The organism is Occallatibacter sp. (assembly GCF_036502485.1).
GTDB lineage: Bacteria > Acidobacteriota > Terriglobia > Terriglobales > Acidobacteriaceae > Telmatobacter.
Genome location: NZ_DASXYM010000038.1, coordinates 17,794 through 38,862 on the forward strand (window position 1 = coordinate 17,794; position 21,069 = coordinate 38,862).

The 21,069-nt window shown below is 59.6% G+C and carries 12 protein-coding genes; 7 read left to right on the plus strand and 5 right to left on the minus strand.

The annotated features are described in order from the left end of the window. Nucleotides 1-23: 23 nt before the first annotated feature. Together VGL22_RS06180 and VGL22_RS06185 are read left to right on the plus strand one after the other, a co-directional pair. A complete protein-coding gene (locus VGL22_RS06180) occupies nt 24-3,443 on the plus strand; it encodes an outer membrane beta-barrel protein (RefSeq protein ID WP_465266025.1) in 3,420 nt (1,139 codons plus the stop codon). A 110-nt stretch (nt 3,444-3,553) separates the two neighbouring features. Continuing rightward, nucleotides 3,554-5,056, plus strand: coding sequence for a GH39 family glycosyl hydrolase (locus tag VGL22_RS06185; RefSeq protein ID WP_465266026.1), 1,503 nt, complete (start codon nt 3,554-3,556; stop codon nt 5,054-5,056). Nucleotides 5,057-5,077: 21 nt separating this feature from the next. Here VGL22_RS06185 and VGL22_RS06190 read toward each other — a convergent pair whose 3' ends face one another. The 3 genes from VGL22_RS06190 to VGL22_RS06200 form a co-directional block, all read right to left on the minus strand. Further along, the gene (locus VGL22_RS06190; RefSeq protein ID WP_465266027.1) at nt 5,078-9,568 is read right to left on the minus strand and encodes a glucoamylase family protein; all 4,491 of its coding nucleotides are present in this window, start codon (nt 9,566-9,568) and stop codon (nt 5,078-5,080) included. A gap of 6 nt (nt 9,569-9,574) precedes the next feature. After that, entirely contained in the window at nt 9,575-11,437 is a 1,863-nt protein-coding gene (locus VGL22_RS06195) for an ABC transporter ATP-binding protein (RefSeq protein WP_465266028.1), read from the minus strand. 198 nt (nt 11,438-11,635) lie between these two features. Beyond that, nucleotides 11,636-13,054 carry a glucoamylase family protein gene (locus VGL22_RS06200; RefSeq protein ID WP_465266029.1) on the minus strand — a complete coding sequence of 473 codons (1,419 nt, stop codon included), beginning with the start codon at nt 13,052-13,054 and terminating at the stop codon, nt 11,636-11,638. A gap of 169 nt (nt 13,055-13,223) precedes the next feature. Between VGL22_RS06200 and VGL22_RS06205 the strand changes: the two genes are divergently transcribed. The 5 genes from VGL22_RS06205 (at nt 13,224) to VGL22_RS06225 (ending at nt 17,811) form a co-directional block, all read left to right on the plus strand. After that, nucleotides 13,224-14,237 carry a hypothetical protein gene (locus VGL22_RS06205; protein ID WP_465266030.1) on the plus strand — a complete coding sequence of 338 codons (1,014 nt, stop codon included), beginning with the start codon at nt 13,224-13,226 and terminating at the stop codon, nt 14,235-14,237. A gap of 60 nt (nt 14,238-14,297) precedes the next feature. Then, complete coding sequence (gene queC, locus VGL22_RS06210; RefSeq protein WP_465266031.1) at nt 14,298-15,038, plus strand: 7-cyano-7-deazaguanine synthase QueC; 741 nt, start codon at nt 14,298-14,300, stop codon at nt 15,036-15,038. Beyond that, nucleotides 15,038-15,676, plus strand: coding sequence for a 7-carboxy-7-deazaguanine synthase (gene queE / locus VGL22_RS06215; RefSeq protein WP_465266032.1), 639 nt, complete (start codon nt 15,038-15,040; stop codon nt 15,674-15,676). The genes queC and queE overlap by 1 nt, the downstream gene beginning before the upstream one ends. Before the next feature lie 9 nt (nt 15,677-15,685). Then, entirely contained in the window at nt 15,686-16,042 is a 357-nt protein-coding gene (queD, locus tag VGL22_RS06220) for a 6-carboxytetrahydropterin synthase QueD (protein WP_465266033.1), read from the plus strand. Nucleotides 16,043-16,128: 86 nt separating this feature from the next. Continuing rightward, entirely contained in the window at nt 16,129-17,811 is a 1,683-nt protein-coding gene (locus VGL22_RS06225) for a SulP family inorganic anion transporter (RefSeq protein ID WP_465266034.1), read from the plus strand. A 44-nt stretch (nt 17,812-17,855) separates the two neighbouring features. On the opposite strand, the gene VGL22_RS06230 is transcribed toward VGL22_RS06225, so the two are convergent. Further along, nucleotides 17,856-19,487, minus strand: coding sequence for a S10 family peptidase (locus tag VGL22_RS06230; protein ID WP_465266035.1), 1,632 nt, complete (start codon nt 19,485-19,487; stop codon nt 17,856-17,858). Between the two features lie 196 nt (nt 19,488-19,683). Further along, nucleotides 19,684-21,018, minus strand: coding sequence for a dipeptidase (locus VGL22_RS06235; RefSeq protein ID WP_465266036.1), 1,335 nt, complete (start codon nt 21,016-21,018; stop codon nt 19,684-19,686). Nucleotides 21,019-21,069 lie beyond the last annotated feature (51 nt).

Here is a 21,069-nt window from a genome sequence, read left to right on the forward strand (position 1 = left end):
TCGCGGTCGCGATCATGGGAATCATGTGCAGCGTTGCTGCCCACGCACAGTTTCGCGGCTCGATTCAAGGGACGGTAACAGACACGCAGGGTGGCGTGATTCCGAATGCAAAGGTGACGCTGAAAGACACGGATACAAACCAGTCGCAAACGCGGACCAGCAACGGCGAAGGTATCTATAACTTTGGAGCCCTGGGGCCGGCGCATTACCGGATTGTCGCGGAAGCTCCCAACTTCCAGACAAAGACGCTGGAAAACGTGCAGATTATCCCTGAGCAGGCGAACGGGATCAATATTCAACTGGGAGTTGCGGCGGCAGCGCAGACGGTGACGGTGGATGCGTCGCAGACCCCGCTGCTGGACACGGAAACGGCGACAGTGCAGGGCACGATCAACTCGAACCAGATTCAGCACATGCCGTCCTTCGGGCGGGACGTATTCCAGATGGCGAATCTGGCGCCGGGCACAACAGGCGATCAGTCCCAGGCTTCGGGGGGCGGATCGTTCAGCCTGCCGGGTACGCAGGGTCCGGGCGGATCGGGCGCGACCACGGGCATCTTCGGGACGGAGAACGGGCCACAGGCCCTGGCCGCGGGACAGCAATATGAGAGCAATGGCATCTCGGTGGACGGCATCAGCACGACAAGCGCGGTGTGGGGCGGCACGTCGATCATCACGCCTTCAGAAGAATCAATCGACAACATGAAGGTAGTCTCCAGTGCCTACGATGCCGAGAATGGGCGCTTCAGCGGCGCGCAAATTCAGGTGACGTCGAAGAGCGGCACGAACCAGATTCACGGGAGCGCTTTCTTTCAAGCATGGCGGCCGGGATTGAATGCTTATCAGCGGTATAACGGGCCGGCATCGCTGAATTCTGGAACGCCGGCGAGCCGGGGCCTGAACCGGGATCAAGGCCGATTTAACCAGTACGGCGGGAGCCTGGGCGGTCCATTGTGGAAGGATCGCGTATTTGCGTTTTTCAGCTATGAGACGCAGCCCAGCAATTCGCCCACAATTACGCAGGGCTGGTATGAGACGGATGCATTCCGGGGGATGGCGCCCGCGGGAAGCATTGCCGAGCAGTATCTGACGTTCCCCGGTGCGGCGCCGGCATCAATTGGACAGCTCTCCGTAACGTGTGCGGACGCGGGTTTGGTGGAGGGTAAAAACTGCATCACCATCCCGGGTCAAGGGTTGAATGTCGGGTCTCCGCTGACGAATGGGCTAGGCAAGCAGGATCTTACCTGGTCATCGACATCGAATCCGGGTGTTGGAAACGGGCTCGATCCGACGACGGCCGACATTTCTGAGTACACGACGTCGACACCTACAAAAACGTCAAGTCAGCAGTACTATGGGCGCGCGGACGGCAATCTCACCAATCGCGATCACCTGACGTTCACGATCTATTGGGTGCCGCTGGAGACCACCAGCTATCAGGGCGCGGCGCGCTCCTATAACCTGTGGCACCATGACCAGATCAACAATGCCTTTGCGGGAATTTGGAATCACACTTTCTCGCCGAATTTTTTGAACGAGTTGCGCGCCAACGCAGCGGGCTGGCGCTGGGATGAGATAGCGAGCAATCCGCAGGCGCCATTTGGCCTGCCGCAGGACTCGATCGGAAACATGGGCTCCATCACGAACTTCCAGTCTTTCGGCTCGCCGGGTCCGAGCGTACTGAATCAGTGGACCTATACCTACAAGGAAACAGCTACGCTGTCGAAACATACGCACACCATCCGTTTTGGGGGCGAACTGACGCGGCTCTATTATCTGAATGAAGTGGCGTATGCAGCGAGGCCGGGGTTCGGCTTTTTCAACCTGTGGGACTTCCTGAACGACGCTCCAGAGTCGGAATCCGGTACCTTTGATCCGCACACGGGCGTGCCCACGCTGGGACGCCAGGACGATCGCGAAAACCTTTGGGGCGTGTTTGCGCAGGACGACTGGAAAGCGCGGCCCAATCTGACCCTGAATATGGGATTGCGCTATAGCCACTTCGGTCCGCTGTACGCCAAGGAGAACAACATGTACCCGGTTCAATTTGGCGCGGGAGGTGACTGGTTGACGGGGCTGACGGTTCGGCAGGGGGGCAATTTATGGAAGTCGCAGCGCATGAATTTCGGTCCGCAATTTGGGTTTTCTTACAGCCCGAACCTCTTTCATCAACGCATGGTGGTGCGGGGCGGATATGGGCTGAACTTCAATCAATTTGAGATTGCTCTTTCGGCAAACGTGTTCGGCAATCCCGGGCTGACGATTTCGCCAAGTTTCAACTCGGGTTCCCCTACCAGCATCAATCCCGGGATTGTGTACCAGACGGCGACGGATATTCACTCGTTGTTTGGCTACGCGCCGAATCCCAATACGATTGTGGACTTTGGACCGAATGGGCTGCCGACCACCGGTTCGGTGGGCGTGACGGCATTTCGCAACAACATGCCGACCATGTATACGGAGCACTTCTCACTCGACACGCAGACGAGCATTGGGCGGAAGTGGGTAGTGACTGCGGGATACATTGGAACGGTGTCGCGCCATCTGTATTTCCACTATGACGCCGATGCGGTGGCGTCAGTCAACAATCAGCCTTTGAATCCGCAGGTGAGCAGTGTGAACTACTTCGACACCAATGGACATGGCAGCTACAACGCCATGCTTGCAGGTGTGAAGCATGAGATGACGCACGGCTTTATGATCGATGCGCAGTTCACGTGGGGCAAGAGCATGGATAACAGCTCGGCACCGTACTCTGAGCAGGACTATCCATACGATCCTTCACTGAACTGGGGGCGGTCGGACTATGACATCAACAAGCAAGGAAAGGTGTTCGCATTGTGGCAGCCCACGATATTCAAAAACGCGAATAACTGGGCGGAGAAGGTGGTGGGCGGATGGAGCCTGAGCGGCGTATTCAACTGGCATACGGGATTCCCGTGGACGCCGGTGTATGGAACGTCGGCCAGCCTCTATTGCGACACGTGCGGCTACTTCCAACTGCTGCCAAGTGCATACCTGGGTGGAGCGGGGCACGAGACAAGCAACGACGCGTATAAGTCAGGACCGGGGGTGGGAGGCGGAGTGAACAAGAACTTCCCGAACGGCGGCCTGGCTTACTTTGCGGTGCCTGCATGGACGCCCGGACCGCCGGTCCCGGCAACGGGAGCAGCGCGGCCTCAGGCTCCGGGGATTCGTCGCAATTCGTGGACGGGTCCTGGGTATCGTAACGTGGACGCAACCTTGAGCAAGAACTTTGGGCTGCCTTACTGGAAACGGGAGGGGGCCGGGCTCGAGATTCGTGCGGATGCGTTCAACGTGTTCAATAACCTTAATTTCGATCCGACGCAGATCTCGAATAATATCTCGAACCCGAATTTCGGACAGGCAACGAAGGCGTTGGGCTCGCGTACTGTCACGATGCAGGCGCGGTTCCAGTTCTAGCGGCGGGTGGAGCACGATTCAAAATTGAACTAAGAGTCGGCTGCTCGCAATGCTTTATGCGCCGGAGTGCGGAGGCGTGCCCCGGGCTGTTCCGGGAAAAGGAGAAATGGATGAGGCGCTGCTGCAATGGGCTTGCAGTTATATTGGCGTGTGTGTGCGTGGTTTCGCAGATGGTGGATGCGCAAGCGAATGAGAGTATCACCATTGATGCGCAGGGGGCGACGACGCCGTTTCCGCACTTCTGGGAGCAGATGTTCGGGTCGGGGCGGGCGATTCTCACGCTGCGGGAGAGCTACCGCGACGATCTGCGCGCAGTGAAGAAGGTGGCGGATTTCCGCTATGTCCGGTTTCACGCAATTCTGCACGATGAGGTGGGTGTCTACAACCTGGATGATAACGGCAAGCCCGTTTATAACTTTGCGTATGTGGACCAGATCTACGATGGGCTGCTGAAGAACGGGGTGCGGCCGTTTGTGGAGATCAGCTTCATGCCGAAGAAGCTGGCGTTTAACCCGGATGCGCTGCATCCGTTCTGGTACAAGCAGAACGTGTCGCCGCCGAAGAGCATGGAACTCTGGGACGACCTGATGAAGCACTTTGCCGCTCACCTGGTGGAGCGCTATGGGATCGATGAAGTGGCGCAGTGGTATTTCGAGGTGTGGAACGAGCCGAATATCGATTTCTGGAACGGGATTCCTCGGGACAGGTCGTACTTCGAACTGTACGCGCACACCGCGCAGGATCTGAAGTCGGTGAGCCCGCGGCTTCGAGTGGGCGGTCCGGCGACTGCGGCGGCGGCGTGGATCAATGACTTTCTGAGCTACACGGCCGAGCGTCATACGCCGGTGGATTTTGTGTCGACGCATGGTTATGCGGACGACACCACGCTGGATCTGTTTGGCAAGGATATTCCGATGCCGATGGATGAGCGTGTGTGCAAGGCTGTGGAGAAGGTTCACAACGAGATCAAGCAGTCGAGCACGCCCGATCTACCGCTTTTCTGGACTGAGTGGAATGTGCAGGGGATGAAGGAGTCAAGAGACACGCTTTTCACGGGGCCGGGGCTGGCGAATACGATTCGCCAATGCGATGGGCTGGTGAACATGATGTCGTGGTGGACATTCTCAGACGTATTTGAAGAGGGCGGTCCGGCTCCGCGTCCTTTCGAAGGCCAGTTTGGACTGCGTGCAAAAGGCGGAATCAACAAACCGAGCTATTACGCATATGGGCTGCTGCACGAACTCGGGGATCAGCGGATCGCGAATGATTCAAAGGACGTGATCGTGACGAAGACCGCGCAGGGTGGTCTCAAGGTAGCGGTGTGGAACATCGTCGATCCGGATGCGCAAGGAGGCACGCGTCAGGTGGAGCTGATGTTTGCTCACGTGCCGCCCGGCGCTCACGTGAGCATTGAGCGGGTGGATCAGGAGCATGGAAACGTGTTGCGCCATTATGCCGCGATGGGAAGGCCCGGGGATCCAACCGCGGCGCAGGTGGAGCAGTTGAACCGCGAGTCACTGCCGGCTCCGCCGCAGGAGACGACACTCCGCGGCGGAAAGCTCGACCTGACGCTGACACCGAATGCATTGGTGCTGGTGAAGGTACAGCAGTAGAGGTTACGCGCTTGTGACCGCTCAGGCGGCGTCAGCGTAGCGATGAGGGACGAAGGAGAATTCCTTCATCATGGCTCTGAGCGCCGCCTTGCTGCGTGGGACTTCGTGGAGCAGGAGCTCCGCGGATTGCACCAGGGCGTTGGCATGGAACCACTGCTGCACGACGTCGTCGCAGAGGCAGTTGAGAAGGGCGAGCAACGACATGCCCTGATGGTGTGCCATCCATTCGCGCACGATTTCGCCGTTGTTGATTCCGGTGGAGTAGTCGACGGACTCATAGAATCCGAACGCGCCAACCCAGCCCGAAGAGGCCATGCGGCGCAGGTTGTGAAGACACGCTTCCATATCGACGCTGAGGGCGAGGAATGTGGAGTAGGGGGAGATGACGGGGCCGGCTGTTGCTTCGAACGAGAGCGCGAGATGGGGCACGCCGAAGGCGTGATAGCCGTAATGGCCGGCGTCATCCTGGCGCGCCAGCCCGGACTCGGAGATGCCCCACGGCAGGCCCATAGACCGCGCAAAGGCCTGCTGTACGCGGACTGCGCCGGTGATGGTGTCGGACAGGAGCGTACCCGGGAACCTGCGCATCCACAACGCCGGCATCAGGTATTCGAACATGGTTCCGGTCCAGGACATGAGGACGTGGGTGCCGAACGCGTAAGTAAAGTCGCGGCCCAGGCGGAACCAGCTTTGCTGGCCGATGTCGCCGCGGGCGATGGCGAGGAATGTAGCGGTGCGAGCCTCAGACGCGAGCATGTCATAGCAGGACTCGTGCACGCGCTGGCGCTTGATGTCGTAACCGATGGAGAGGATACGGCGGGCGGGATTGATGAGGAAGCTGAAGTCGGTGTCTTCCGCAAAGCGCGCGGCCTGCTGCGCGACGCCACGGACTCGGACGGAGAGGTCGTTGAGATTCCGTGCGGCTGTGGGAAGCGCGTCGCGAAGCTGCAGCACGAGAACCTGGCGTGCGTTGGTGGCGGCCTTTGCCTCAGCGAATTTGGCCTGGAGGCGGGCGCAGTATTCGATCGCTTCATCGATGGTGAGGAGCTCGGTGTTGGCATCGATGCCGAATTCCTTGCCGTCGCGCAACTGCTCAAATCGCGGATCGAGCCAAGGCATGTAGTTGCGAACTGTCTGGAGGAGGGCTCCGATGCGCTTGTGCATCTCCTCCTGCCACCACGGGTCCTTGGCGCCGATGGTGGAGGACGCGCGGCATATCTCATGGGCGTTGGGCAGCCAGCTTAGCCACTCGGAGACTGAAGCGAATTCTGACGGGATGGCGAGTTTCGCCAATGGTCCGGGGAGCCTGCCTTGCTGCTGGACCATCTCCCAGAAGGGGCGAAACGCTGCGAAGAAGGGGCGGGAGAGCAGTGGCTTGCGCAGCAACGAAAGCGCACCGGTGTGAAGGGTGTAGAGAGAGGCGACGAAGTTGCCGCTGTCTACTGAAGAGACGAAGGGGTTTGCTTCGAGCGGTGCGCAGTTGTGCGTGTCGTACCAGTTGTAAAGGTGGCCGCGGAACTTTTCGAGGCGGCCGATGGTGTTGAGACTGTGCTCGGTGAGATCGACGAATTCCGGAGTGGTGAGGAAGCCGAACTCGACAGCAGCCTGGCGAGCATTGAGGAGCAGGCCCACGTTGGTGGGCGATACGCGCGCGGCTTCAAAGAGGCCATTCTCTTCGACGTTGTCAGGGATGAGGTAGTTGTGGCGCTCCGTGCCGAACTGGTGGAAGTAGCGCCAGATGCGAAGGGAGTGACACAAGAGCAGGCTACGATCCCCGGAGTTGAGTTGCGCAATCTCGCGAGGAGGACGGTTGAGCCAGGCGGTGAGGACGGTGGACATGCACCAGAGCAGCAGCATCGGCGCCGCCACAAGAAATGCGGTGCGGCTGTGCGACAGAACATAGACTGCGACGGCGAGCCCACACGCAATAAGGGGCATGAGGGCGAGGTAGCGGTCTACAGGTGTTGTCTTGCGGGTTTGCGATTCGGCTTCAGCGGCGGTTTCCCACTCCAGCAGGCGCTCGCCGGTGACGAAGCGGCGGACGAGTGCGCGGACAACCGCGTCAAGCACAAGCAGGGCCTGATGCGGCAGGAATGAAAGGTTGAGCAGAGCGAGCAGCGTTGCCTGGCCCGCACCTTCCAACGCCTGAGAGATTGCGCCCTGGCGCCTGCTGGCGACGGCGCGGCCCACACTAAATGCAAGCTGCACGATGGTGGGGAACATGAAGAGCAGGAAGAGAAGGATGGTCCAGTAGAAAGGACCGCCGGGGAGCCACAGCCAGCCCGCGACGAAGAGGATAAACGTGAAGGGCTCGACGAGAGAGCGGCGAAGATTATCGAAGATCTTCCAGCGCGAGACTGTGGATATGGGGCTCCGGACGAGCTTGCCGGATTCGTCGGGCACGCGGGAGAACATCCATTGCGCGATCTGCCAGTCGCCGCGCACCCAGCGGTGTTTGCGGCGCGTGTAGGCGCTGTAGTGCGAGGGATAGTCGTCGATGACTTCGATGTCGGTGGCGAGCCCGGCGCGTGCGTATGCGCCTTCGATGAGGTCGTGGCTGAGAAGGGAGTTGCGCGGGAAGCGGCGGTTGAGCACGGCATGCAGCGCGGCGACTTCGTAAATGCCCTTGCCGGTGAAGATGCCTTCACCGTAGAGATCCTGATAAGCGTCCGAGATGGCGCGTGCGTAGATATCAAAGCCGGCCTGGCCCGAGTAAAGCGCGGCGAGGCGCGTGCGTGAGGCCGAGCTGACGCTGACGCCGACGCGGGGCTGCAGGATTCCATATCCTTCAACGACGATGCGCAGCTTGGGATCGATGATGGCTTGGTTGAGCGGATGCGCGATTGCGCCGACCATGCGGGCAGCGGTGCCGCGCGGCAGTTGTGTGTCGGAGTCAAGGGTGAGGATGAAGCGGATGTTGTTGAGCGCGTCCAGCCGGCCGGCCTTGATGGGGAAGGCGTCGTACTCGCCGACCAGGAGTTTGTTCAGGTCGAGGAGCTTGCCGCGCTTGCGTTCCCAGCCCATCCACACGCCCTGGCGCACGTTAAAGATGCGGTGGCGGTGCAGGAACAGGAAGCCGCCCTTACGAGCGGAGGCGTAGCGCTCCTCCAGTTCGTCAGTGAGGCGGATGGCAAGATCGACGAGCGGATTGGAGTCGTTTTCATGGGGCTTGCTGACCGAGTCAGGCAGATCTGTAAGTAGAGCAAAGTGCAGATTCGGATCGCGGTTGGCGAGGTAGCGCACCTCAATCTCGTCGATCATTTCGCGAACCTGCTTCTCATTGAGAAGAAGGGTGGGCACCACAACCAGGGTGGCGGATTCAGCAGGAATGCCGGAAGTGAACTCGAGTTTGGGAAGAGGATCGGGATCGAAGATCGAGGTGATGGCGTTGTTCATCAACTCAACGGCGCACTGCATGACCGGCATGATCATGAGCACGAACGTGATGGCTAGCTTGGGGAATACGGGATAGCTGGGAAGCAGCGGGAACAGCATAGCAGCGATGAAGAAGATGGTGACGAGCTCAATGCCGGTGATGTAGAAGTCGTCGGCGTTCGTGCGAATCGCGGCCCGGATGCGGTAGGAAAGGGGAGCGTGGAAGTTGATCCGCTCCGCGAGATTAGCGACGCCGCGGCTGACCAGAAAATAGCCGATGTGGCTGCAGCGCTGTTGAATGCGCGGGTCTTTGTATTGCTGGCGAGCCGCTTCGCGGGCCAGATCGAGGGCCTGCTCGGCAACCTGCAACTCCGTGCAATCGGAGTTGCGCGCCAGGAAGGCGACGCGATTGCGGTAAACGTCGCGGGTCTCGAAGTCCATTTGCGCGAATGTTCCGGTCGGGTCCTGGCGCAGGGTGGCGTCAAACCCGATGAGCGGCTCAAGGACGCTGCCCCAGTCGATGTTGCCAAGGTCGCGCAATCCGGCGAAGAGACGCTGCACCTTGAGGTCGGCGTCGTCACTGTGCTGGGTGAGCGCGTCCTCGGCCGCCACCAGTACGGATTCCAGTTGAGCGAAACGGAGATAGGAAGGAAGATGCCAGATCTCGTCCAGCGTGAGGGGATCGTGAGTTTGCACAGCGCGCATGAAAGCCGTAAAGCTCACCGCATCGGCCTCGCCACCGACCGCGCACAGATAGGCTACAGAGAGCGCGGCTGCGCGCGGCTCGTCCTCCTTTGGCCCAAGTGCGACGCGGGGCAGGGAATCGCGATCGCCGGGCTGGGGTTCCACTCCGGTAACCGCAGTGCGGAGCACCCGCGGATTGGCGCGCAGATCAAGCAGGCCAATGATGCGTCGATCCGCGGCAGATGCAGATTCAGGCAGCTTTTTGAGCTGCGCTTCCAGCCGCTGAATGGCGGTGCGCGCAGCGGCGATGCGGTGGCGAAACGAAGCACTGGGCTTGGTGGGGCGGAGAGCGACGTCCCAGCGAGCCGCCTGGGCAGAGGCGTTCATCAAGGCCTCTCGCACCTCGGCGGAAAGCGAGTACTGCGGGTCGAGCATGGTCACGTTATCGTTCATGTGGTCTCAACGGTAGCTTGCTGCCTGCATTTCGAACATGGCGGCGTAGCGGCCACCAAGGGCCATGAGTTGCGAATGATTCCCCTCTTCGACGAGGCGGCCGCCTTCAAGTACGACGATGCGGTCGGCCATGCGGACGGTGGAAAATCGGTGTGAAATGAGCAGCGCCATTTTGCCCTCAGTCAACTCAGCGAACCGCTCAAAGACTTCCAACTCGCTGCGCGCGTCGAGAGCGGCAGTGGGCTCGTCGAGGATGAGCAACTGCGCGTCACGAAGGTAGGCGCGGGCGAGAGCAAGTTTTTGCCATTCGCCGCCGGAAAGGTCTACGCCGCCTTCAAAACGGCGGCCCAGCATCTGGTCGTAGCCATGTTGCAGCTTTGCGATGACGCCGGCGGCGAGGCTTTTCTGTGCTGAATATTCGATCTCCTCTTCGGTGTGCGGGATTTCTACACGGCCAACGGCAATGTTTTCGCGAGCCGTCATCTCGTAGCGCATGAAGTCCTGGAAGATGACGCCCATCTCGGCGTGCAGGTCGTCGAGATCGTAGTCGCGCAGGTCGACGCCATCAAGCAAGATCTGGCCTTCCGTTGGGTCATAGAGACGAGTGATGAGCTTGACGATGGTGGTTTTGCCCTGGCCGTTTTCGCCGATGAGGGCAATGCGCTCGCCGGGCTCAAGCGTGAAGTTGAAGTCACTGAGCACGCGCCGCTCAGTTCCGGGATATGTGAAGGAGACGTTTCGAAATTCAAAGCCGCGGCGGATGGGACGAGGCACACGAATGCCGTTTTCGCGATTTTCCACGCGCGGCTTCATCTCGAAGAAGGCGAGCAGATCGGTGAGGAACAGGGCCTGGTCAGCCACGCCCGAAGCAGTGGAAAAGGCCTGCTGGATGTTGCCCATGGCCTGCATGATGGCGGTGGTGATAAGGGTGAGATCGCCGATGCTGTAGCGGCCCTGGATGGTGCGCCAGATACTGTACGCGTAAGCCCCGTAGTAGCCGAGCTGGCCGACGATTGCCAGCAGTCCGCCCCAGAATAGGCGCCGCCTGTTGAGGGCCACGTTCTGCTCGTAGATGGTTTGCGAATACGTGGAGAAGCGGTTGGTGAGGTATTCGCTCAGGTTGAAGAGCTTGAGTTCTTTGGCTGCTTCCTTGCTGCCGCCCACCTGGCGCAGGTAGTCCATCTGGCGACGCATGGGGGTTTGGCGGAAGTTTTTTGCGTACGTGAGAAAGGCGAAGTGGCTTTCGCCGAGGAAGGCAGGGATGATGCCGGCGATGAGAAGCAGCAGGAGGAAGGGCGAGTACTTGATGAGGACGGCGGAAAAGGCGATGGCTGTGACTGTCTGCTGAATGAGCCGGCCCATCTGCTGAATCATGGCGAGGCGGTCAGTGGCCTGCACGCGGGCGCGCTCAAGGCGGTCGTAGAAGATGGGGTCTTCATAGACGGTGACGTCGAGGGCCGCTGCCTTGCGCATCACTTCCACGCTGACGTGGTGCGTGTAGCGATCGGCCAGAAGGTTATCGAAGTAGTCGACCGAGCGGACGAGGATGCCGGTGATCACAGCCAGAGCCATCTCACTGCCAACCAGCCACCAGAAGTGCGGGGGCAGCGGCTGGTGTATGCGTAGCTGGTTGATGCCATCGATGATGAAGCGGCCGATGATGCCGATGCCGACGGGAAGAAACGCGACAATGATGCGGATGGCTATGTTCCAGAAGACGACGGACGGTCCCGACTCCCATACAAAGCGCAACACGGGAGGAACGTTTTTGAGCGCGCGGATACGTTCTGCCCAAGCCCCTCCCTGGCTGGGGTGCGCTTCTTCTGCACTGGGCGCAATTGCTTTAGGCTTGTCGAGCTTGGAAGACATTGACTTCCCTGTGTTGCTGCTAGGTTACGTTTCAGATGAATGCGGGCACCGAGGTTTTTGGGCGGGATGGAACGCCTGAATGTGCCTGTCCGCAACCGGAGCCGTATCTAAACTGGATACGACGCGTCAGTGAATACGATGCGTCGAGGCAGGTGTTTTGTTGTTTTCACGGTGCAAGCGGAAGGCAACAATAACGTTTCATTCAAAGTGCAGCGGGGTAGGCGTATAGGGTTTGAAGCCTGCGGCATTCATGCCCTTTTGTGCTTCGGCGTTTTTCATAAACGTGTCCCACACAAAGCCGGTGCGGGCATTTTCAGCCATGAGCATGGTGATGCCGGTATCGATTCCGACCACGTCTGTATCGTACCAGTCGGTGAGGGGATTAAATGCATCTACGAAGCCGTAGCGGCTCCAAGCCTTGGGGTAACGATCGTGTATGGTGCGCAGCACGCGCATGCAGGCTTCGGGGAGGAAGGGGATGGAACCGCCGGCCGCGGCAGGCACCACGGTCCCATCAATGGGGCCCATGGCGGGGGGACCTCCCCAGGCGACGTAGCCGCGCGCAGAGTCGGATGCGGAGATGCCCCACAGCGCGTTGCTGTAGTCGGAGTACTGCGTGTTCAGTTCAATGCAGAAGCGCCGGTGCACTTCAGTAGCGATCGCGGAATTCTGGAAGTAGTCGGCGAATTTATCGCGCTTGTTGCGGAAATCGAACCAGGCCTGCGAGTACTGATGGACGAAGAGCGGGGCGAAAGAGCCGACATAGCGCAAACCGTCATATTCAAACACCCTGCGTTTCCAGGCGAACCATGCCTCGTTGGGCAGCGGGTGGGAGACGGAGCCCATGCCCAGCAGGTACATCATCATGAGTTCGCTGTAGTAGTCCCAGCGCGAATGGATGAAGCCCAACTCCGGCGTCCAGCCATGCGAGAGCAGGGAGGTGTCTTCGGCCAGCCAGTTCCACTCCACGCGATCGAAGATGGCGTGCGAGAGATCGCGGACGTCCTTGTCGTCGAAGTACTGGTGGCACATGAGCGCGCCGCAGAGCATCATGGCGGTGTCGACGGAGGAGACCTCGGAGTCCCATACACGCTCGCCGGTGTTGATGTTGGCGAAGTGGTAAAAGAAGCCGCGGTGGGTGGGCAGTTTATGCCAGATGAAGGAGAGGGTCTGGACCACACGCCTGCGCGCATCCTCCAGGCTGACGAACCCGCGCTTGTGGCCGATGCAGATGGCGGTGAGCCCAAAGCCAACCGAGGCGATGCTGGCGGCGAGGCTGGTATCGTTGATGCGAACGTTGCAGCGGTCCTTGATCAGGCCGGTCTGCGGATTCGCCTGTTCCCAGAAAAAGAGAAAGTTGGCGTGCTCCAGGTCGTTGAGGAACTGATCATCTTCCGGGGAGAGCAGATTGGGAATGGGGGGCGGTGTTGGAGCGCTGCCCGGGTTCTGCTGGTTGGCTTGAGGCTTCGGTGAGATCTCTCCGCCCGCTGCCGCGAGCGCGCTGAAAGGAAGAGCGCCGGCTGCCACAAGAGACGCAAGCTGGCGCAGAACGGCACGGCGCGAAATGGCGTGCGGCTCGAAGGATTCCGGAGATTGCTGGTGACGCGGGGATACCAAATCAGCTTTCTCGACCAACGGTCTAATTCGTCTTTCTCCACGCGTGGTGGTAGGCGTAAGGGTCTTTGTAGCCAACGAATTTAGATGCAGAAAAGGGAAGTCTGGAGGCGCTGCCGGTACAGCGGATTGTGTCTGGAGTGCGTCCAATGTTCACAGGCGAACTGAATCAATGCACTGGAGAAAGCTTAGCATCTGGATTGCGGTAATTGCCTGCGCGGCGGTTCTTGCGACTGTCATTGCGCTCCGTGTTCACCGGTGGCGCCCGCGGACGGTGACGCTGCAGGGTGCTGTTCTTCGCCAGGATCCCGACCCTGGCCAGCGGCTCCCCATCTCAGGAGTGAAGGTGGAGGCGACCGACGGAATGATGAGCGCGAGCGCGAAGTCGGATGCTTCCGGCTACTTCAAGCTCACGTTCCGGGAGAGGTTGTGGCCCGGACACACGCTGCAACTGAGTTTTCGAAAGTCGGACTACGAGGATTTTGACCTGAGCGTGCCGATGACCTACGCCGGCGCGGGAGACAAGCTGTACATAGCAGCCCTCAGTCCGTTGAGGACGGAGCATGAAACGGAGAACGCCACGGGCAAGAAGGCGGCTGTTGTGAGCAACATCCGGATCCGGTTCACGGAGAACACGGAGGGCGACGAGAATATCGGCAGCGCGGTGAGGACGTTTCAGGCGGTGAACAAGGCCAATGTGCCGTGCAACCAGCAGGCGCCGTGCTCTCCGGATGGCAAGTGGAAGGCTGCGGTGGCGTCAACTACGCTGGACGCGGGAACCGGAAATGAATTTCGCAACGCGCGCGCATCCTGCATCGCCGGGCCGTGCCCGTTTACGCGCATTGACTCCAGCGGGTTTGAGAACGGCGGGCGAATGATCACGGCCAGCGCCCTGAACTGGTCTGACACAGCCACCTTTCTTCTGGAGGCTGAGGTGTTTCGCAAATCGATCAATTCGAGCGTGCGTGAATCGTATCCGGTGAAGTTTGGACGAACGCTGAATTTTGTTCTGCCCGCCACCCAGGAGGGCGTGAGCATTGAGGCCGATATCGATGGGACGCCGATTGTGTTTCCATTGGGGCCCGACATGTATCTGAGCTGGGCTACCTGCAATTCGCGGTCGAGCCGTGATGCTGCCAGCTCCACTGTCTACCGATGCGAGCTGAAGCCGGGATTCCGCTTTTGAAGCAGCGGGACGATCGGGCGGGCGCGGGCGCTTTCGCCGGATTTTCGCAATTGTTTTACCATGGAAGAGATGCATGCGATTGCGAAAAAGCCGGCGGTGGTGCTGTTGAGCGGAGGTCTGGACTCGGCGACTGTGCTGGCCATTGCGCGCAGCCGGGGATTCGACGCGTATGCTCTTTCGTTTTCTTATGGGCAGCGCCACAGCTGGGAACTCCAGGCATCGCGCCGCGTGGCTGAAGCCGGGGGGGCCGCACAGCATAAAGTTGTGAATATTGATCTGCGCGCCTTTGGCGGCTCGGCGTTGACCGATGACATTGACGTGCCGAAGGGCCGCGATGCCGAAGAGATGAGCCGCGGTATTCCGATCACCTATGTGCCTGCCCGCAATACGATTTTCCTTTCGTTTGCGCTGGCATGGGCCGAGGTGCTGGGATCGAGCGATATCTTCATCGGTGTGAATGCACTGGACTACAGTGGCTATCCCGATTGCCGGCCCGAGTTCATCCGCGCCTACGAACAGATGGCGAACCTGGCCACCAAGGCGGGAGTGGAGCGCAGGCAGAGACTCACGATCCACGCGCCGCTTATGGAGATGACCAAAGCGGACATCATCAAAGCAGGGCTCGCACTCGGGGTGGATTACGCATTGACGAGTAGTTGCTACGATCCGGCTATGGACGGAACGCCGTGTGGGCAATGCGACTCGTGCATCCTGCGACTGAAGGGTTTTGCGGAGAACGGCATTTCGGATCCGCTGAAGTATCGCGATGTAGCGGCAGATGATGCCGCGCGGGTGTCGTGATGAGTTACGCGGTGAAGGAGATCTTCTACACACTGCAGGGCGAAGGTGCGCAGGCCGGTCGCGCGGCGGTGTTCTGCCGGTTTTCGGGATGCAACCTTTGGTCGGGGCGCGAGAGTGATCGGGCCAGCGCGGTCTGCAAGTTTTGCGATACCGACTTTCTGGGCGTGAATGGTCCGGGCGGCGGCAAATTCGAAGGCTCAGGCGACCTGGCGGATGCGATCGCCAACGCATGGCCACCTCACAATGCGCGCGGCAGGCGATACGTGGTCTGCACGGGCGGCGAGCCTCTTCTGCAACTGGACGTGCCGCTGATTGAAGCGCTGCACGCTCGCGGGTTCGAGGTGGCGGTAGAAACGAACGGCACGATGGAAGCGCCGGAAGAACTGGACTGGGTTTGTGTGAGCCCCAAGGCCGGTGCGCGGCTGGTGCAGAAATCGGGCGACGAACTCAAGCTGGTGTTTCCGCAGCAGGGAATTGCCCCGGAAGATTGCGAGGGGTTCGCGTTCCGCCACTTCTTTTTGCAACCCATGGATGGACCGGACCGCGTATCGAACACCGAGCAGGCGGTACGTTTCTGCATGGATCACCCGCAGTGGCGCTTGAGCCTGCAGACACACAAAATTGTTGGTATTCCGTAAGGAACGTTGATGGAGATTTTCAAGAAGTTCTCGATTGAAGCCGCACACTGGCTGCCGCATGTGCCCGAGGGGCACAAGTGCAGGCGCATGCACGGGCACAGCTTTGCGATTGAGATATACGGGGCAGGGCCGCTGGATGAGCGGCTGGGCTGGGTTATGGACTTTAGCGATATCAAGGATGCGTTCAAGACCATTGAAGACCAGCTTGATCACCGCTGTTTGAACGATGTGCCAGGGCTCGAGAATCCCACCAGCGAGAACCTGGCGCGCTGGATATGGGCGCGTCTCCACACGGAGATTCCATCATTGAGCAAGGTGGTGGTGTGCGAGACCTGCACGAGCGGGTGTATCTATCGCGGCGATTGAACTCTCTTAGCAAGTGCGGAGTGAATTGAGAGTGCTGTACGTCACTCGTGTGTGTGCATGCGAGGCATAAAATCGAAGTACCTATCATGTCCATCAGCTATCCCAGTCTTCCCAAGTCCATTCTGGCTTTGCGCACTTACAACGCTCAGGCTTTTCTTCATGATCTTCTGGCCGGGATAACTGTCGGGCTAGTGGCATTGCCGCTGGCGATGGCGTTCGGCATCGCGTCAGGAGTGACGCCGCAGGCCGGTCTCTACACGGCTGTGGTTGCTGGATTTCTGATATCCGCGCTGGGCGGATCGCGCACCCAGATTGGCGGCCCTACCGGCGCATTCGTGGTCATCGTGGCCGGCATCGTGACCAGGTTCGGGATGAGCGGGCTCGCGCTGGTAACTCTGATGGCGGGCTTCATCCTGGTGATGATGGGCATCACCGGGCTCGGCGCGGCGGTGCGCTTCATTCCACGCATGGTCGTGATCGGATTCACCAATGGAATTGCAATCTTGATTGCCTCCACGCAGGTTAAGGATTTCCTGGGAATGCGCACGGGTGCTGTACCCAGCGAGTTCCTGCCGCGCGCGAAGATGCTTGTGGCGAATGCTGCCACTGTAAACTGGGTTGCTGTTGGAGTGGGCGCTGCCACGCTGGCCATTCTTGTTATCCTGCCCAAAATCACGCGCCGAGTGCCGGCGTCGATTGTCGCGGTGCTCGCGTGTACGGTTGCGTGCGCCGTGTTTCATCTGTCGGTGGAGACGATAGGCAGCAAGTTCGGCGGCATACCGCGCGGCCTGCCTCCATTTGCAATTCCGGATTTTCACTCTGAGCACATCCTTCCGTTGCTGCCTTCTGCGTTTACGGTCGCGATGCTGGCAGCGCTGGAGAGCATGTTGTCGGCTGTTGTTGCGGATGGAATGACCGGAGACCGGCACAATTCGAACGTTGAACTTGTCGCGCAGGGCATCGCCAATATTGCATCGCCGGTCTTCGGAGGCATTCCAGCTACCGGCGCCATCGCGCGCACGGCGACAAACATCCGAGCCGGAGCGCGATCGCCCGTCTCCGGCATGATTCATGCAGCCACGCTGCTTGTCATTCTGCTTGTGGCGGCGCCGCTTGCCAGCTACATCCCTCTGGCGACGCTGGCGGCCGTGCTGTTCGTGGTGGCGTACAACATGGGCGAGTGGCACGAGATTGGAGCGATCTTCCAGCTTGATCTGGCCGCTATCTCGGTATGGCTGGTTACGTTTGGTTTGACCGTGTTTGCTGATCTGACGGTTGCTGTGGGAGTTGGACTGGCCCTTGCAGCCCTGCTCTATATCTACCGTGTTGCCGACACTACGACAGTCGGGACAGTGACCGATGACTACATTCGCGACGGGTTGCCGCACACGCTGCAGGGGCGCATCATCCCGCCCTATGTGACGCTGTTGCGCATTCATGGGCCGTTTCTGTTTGGCACTACGGAAAAGCTGATAGAGGTGAGTGCCAATCTCGAAGCCCTCACACCCGTTGTGATTCTGCGCTTGCGCAATATGACGGCAATCGACGGAACGGGCATTCATGCCATCGAGAGATTGGCGAAGAACCTCCGCGCGTCTGGCCGAGTCTTGATCCTGTGCGGAGCCATGCAGCAGCCATCGCGGCTTCTGCGCCAGTCTCGATTCCTCGACCAGGTGGGCCGGGAGAACATCATGCCCAACGTCCAGGCTGCGCTTGATCGCGCCAGGCAGGTGTATTCAGCGCAGCTGACAGTATCCTCTGCCAGCTAAGTCAACGCGAAAAGTGAAACGGTCATCCGCTGGGCAGGCCCGTTTCACTTTTCGCTGTCGGACTGCGTGCGGGTAATGAACGATGCCACGCGGTCGTGCAGTTGCTTGAGACTTTCGTCGTGGACATAAACCATGTGTCCCGACTCGTACCAGGAGAACTCGATGTTCTTCGCCAGAGACTGCGGAATGGGCAGATGCTTTTGCTCATACATGGCGGCGAAGAATGGCGTGGCCAAATCGTAGTATCCGCCGTTCACCATCACTTTGAGACGGGGGTTTGTCTTCATGGCTTCGGCAAGATCCACTGCCACGTTGAGACTGATGGGATTGCCGCGGTGAACCATCGTCCACTGGGCGCTTCCAAAGAGCGCTTCGGGAAGATAGGTCTGCCCATCGCCATACTTCAGATCCTTGCGTACATAGTCATTGAAGATTGAGACGTACGCGGACGAAATGGCTGAGCTCTGCGGATCGTAATCGGCAAACTGACTCAGAGGGTCGATGGACGGGCCGGAGTAGCGGGTGTCGAGACGGCCGGTTGTGAGATCCTGGTCATCCTGCAGAGTCTTTTCGAATTCACCGCCGTTGACCCGCAGGTTGGCCTTGAGGATGTATGTGGTCGGCAGGCCTGTGTAGTTATGCAGCTTTTCTGCGGTGGACTGCTTCTCCTCCGCTGAAATGTCAGTGCCCAGCGCCAATGCGTGACTATACGGGCCCATCGCGAACTCTTCCACCTCTTTAAGGAAAGGCTCGAGCGCGGGCGCCTGCTGCGAAAGCTTCTTGTGATACCAGGCCGTGGCTGCGTACGTGGGAAGGGCCAGAACGTACGGCAGATCCACGCCGGGATTGCCCTGCGGCCCGTCAATGTCTGTGGTGAAATTGAAGATCTGCGACAGCAGAATCACGCCGTTCAGGTCGATGCTCTTGTTGTTCTCAAGAACGTCCGCAAGCACCGCGGAACGCGTGGTTCCGTAGCTTTCGCCGAAGATGTACTTGGGCGAATTCCAGCGGCCGTACTTGGTGATGAAGCGCGCGATAAAGCGCGCGAATGCGTTGGCATCTTCATCAACGCCCCAGAAGGCCTTTTCGGGATCCTTGCCGAGAAGACGGCCGAAGCCGGTCCCGGGCATGTCGATGAACACCAGATCGCTCACGTCCAGCAGGGAATCCGCGTTGTCGACCATCCGGTAGGGGGCGGCCGGCAGGTGCTGGTCGCCTGAGGTGACCACGTGCTTGGGACCGAGCGATCCCATGTGCAGCCAGACGGTCGAGGCGCCAGGGCCGCCGTTGTAAAAGAACGTGATGGGCCGGCTTTCGGCCTTGGCATCCCGCATGAAGTAGGCAAAGTATGACATGCGCGCGGTGGGCGGCGCGTCCTTAAGCTCCTTGGGCTCGTTGAGGCCGAGCTGGCTGCCCGGCTCCGCCTTGCCGTCCATGCCGAGTTGCGCATCCTGCACGTCCGTCGCGCCCACCGTAATGGTGCCGGCGATGGCGTTGTAGAGAATGTGCTGACCGCCCGCATCGATTGCGCCCTGGGTCGTAACCTCAGTGGCCGCAGGTTTCTCGGCCGGCTTGGCGTCATCCTTCTTTTTATTGTCATCTGCCCGCAAATTTGAGGCTGAACAGAGCAGCATCGCAGAGAACAGCAAGAGACTCGCGCGACCGGTAAATCGCATCAGTAAACTCCAGGGTGCTTGTGATTCTGGGAAAGCCGTGAACGTCAGTATATGTGGTAAGTCATGGGGATGCGATGAGATTCGTACAAGGCGAGATAGCAGATTCACCGTCGGGAACGACTAAAAAGAAGATGAAGGCGTTGGCGGATCGAGATACAAACGTGGTCGATCCGCCCCATGTGAAAGCTGAGGGGAGCTAGTTACGCGGTTTATCAAAAGGCTGCTTGTCAGTGATCTTGGGTCGGTCCGCTGCCTGCAACTGCTTGCTTACCTGTTCTACTTCGCCGAAGACGCGCAGCAGATTTCCGCCCAGAATTTTTCGGCAATTTTCAGCCGAGTAACCACGGTCCAACAGGGCCGCCGTTATCTTGGGCAGATCGGCTGCGGAATCCATCCCCTCCGGCAACTGGCCGTCCACTCCATCAAAATCAGAGCCCAGTCCGACGTGATCCACGCCCGCGACCTTGGCGATGTGATCGATGTGGTCGATGAGAATCGACAGCGGCGGCCGCGGGATGCGATCGGCGTATTGCCGCTGGACTTTGGAGATCTCCTCGTAGGTCAGCTCGTGGCCTTCCGCCTTGGCTTTGTCCTTGAGCGCCTGCACGGCCTTGTCCACTTCAGGCTTCTGCGCCTTCTGTGCGTCGCGATAGGCTTGCGAGAGAAACGCCGAATAGTAGTTCACCTGCACAACGCCGCCCTTGGATTCAGGACCACCGGAGCGCGCCACGGCCAGCAGCATGTTGTCAGTCATGTTGCGCGGAGCGTCGTCCAGAGCGCGCGCCGACGAGTGGGAAGCGATCAGCGCCGCACGAGAAATCCTTGTGGTGTAGAAGAATGTCTTGTCAGAGACGTGCGAGATGTCCACCATCATGCCCAAACGATTCATCTCGTAGACCACGTCTTTGCCGAATTCGCTGAGGCCGTCCTGGGTGTGCGGCACCGAGGCATCATCGATGTCGCCGGAACTGTCGGCCCAGCCGTTGGAGTTAGACCAGGTCAGCGTCATATAGCGTACGCCGAGCGCGTAGTACTGACGCAGCAGAGCCAGCGAGCCCTCGATGGAATGACCGCCCTCAATGCCCATCAGGGATGCAAGCTTGTGCTCGCGGTGCGCCTTCTCAATGTCGGCTACGCTCCCGGCCAGCATCATCTGGTCAGGGTGCTTAACGACCTGTTGCTTCACCGCGTCAATGAGCACGAGGGTGCGTTTGGCGTATTCGCCCTTGTAGAGGTTCGGCTCCACCCAGATGGAGAAGAACTCCGCGCCCAGGTTGCCCTTCTTTGCGGACTCCAGATTCAGGTTGCCGCCCTTCAGCGGATCGGCCATGTCGAAGTTCTCGTCGACGAAACGCTGCGGGGTGTCGGCATGCGTGTCGATTACGATGGCAGACTGGTGCACGGCTTCTGGAGAGAGTTTCTTTGTCATATGGGGGGAAGCTTTGCCCGTCACATGGTTTGCAGCAGCCTGTCCGCTCAGCAGCGCGGGAAGGCAAACGAGGGTAATGGCAATCAGGATGCGAGGGCGCATAGGCTTTGGGTAAGTATAGCGGGAAGCGGCAGGCGGCCCCGCCGCTTTTGC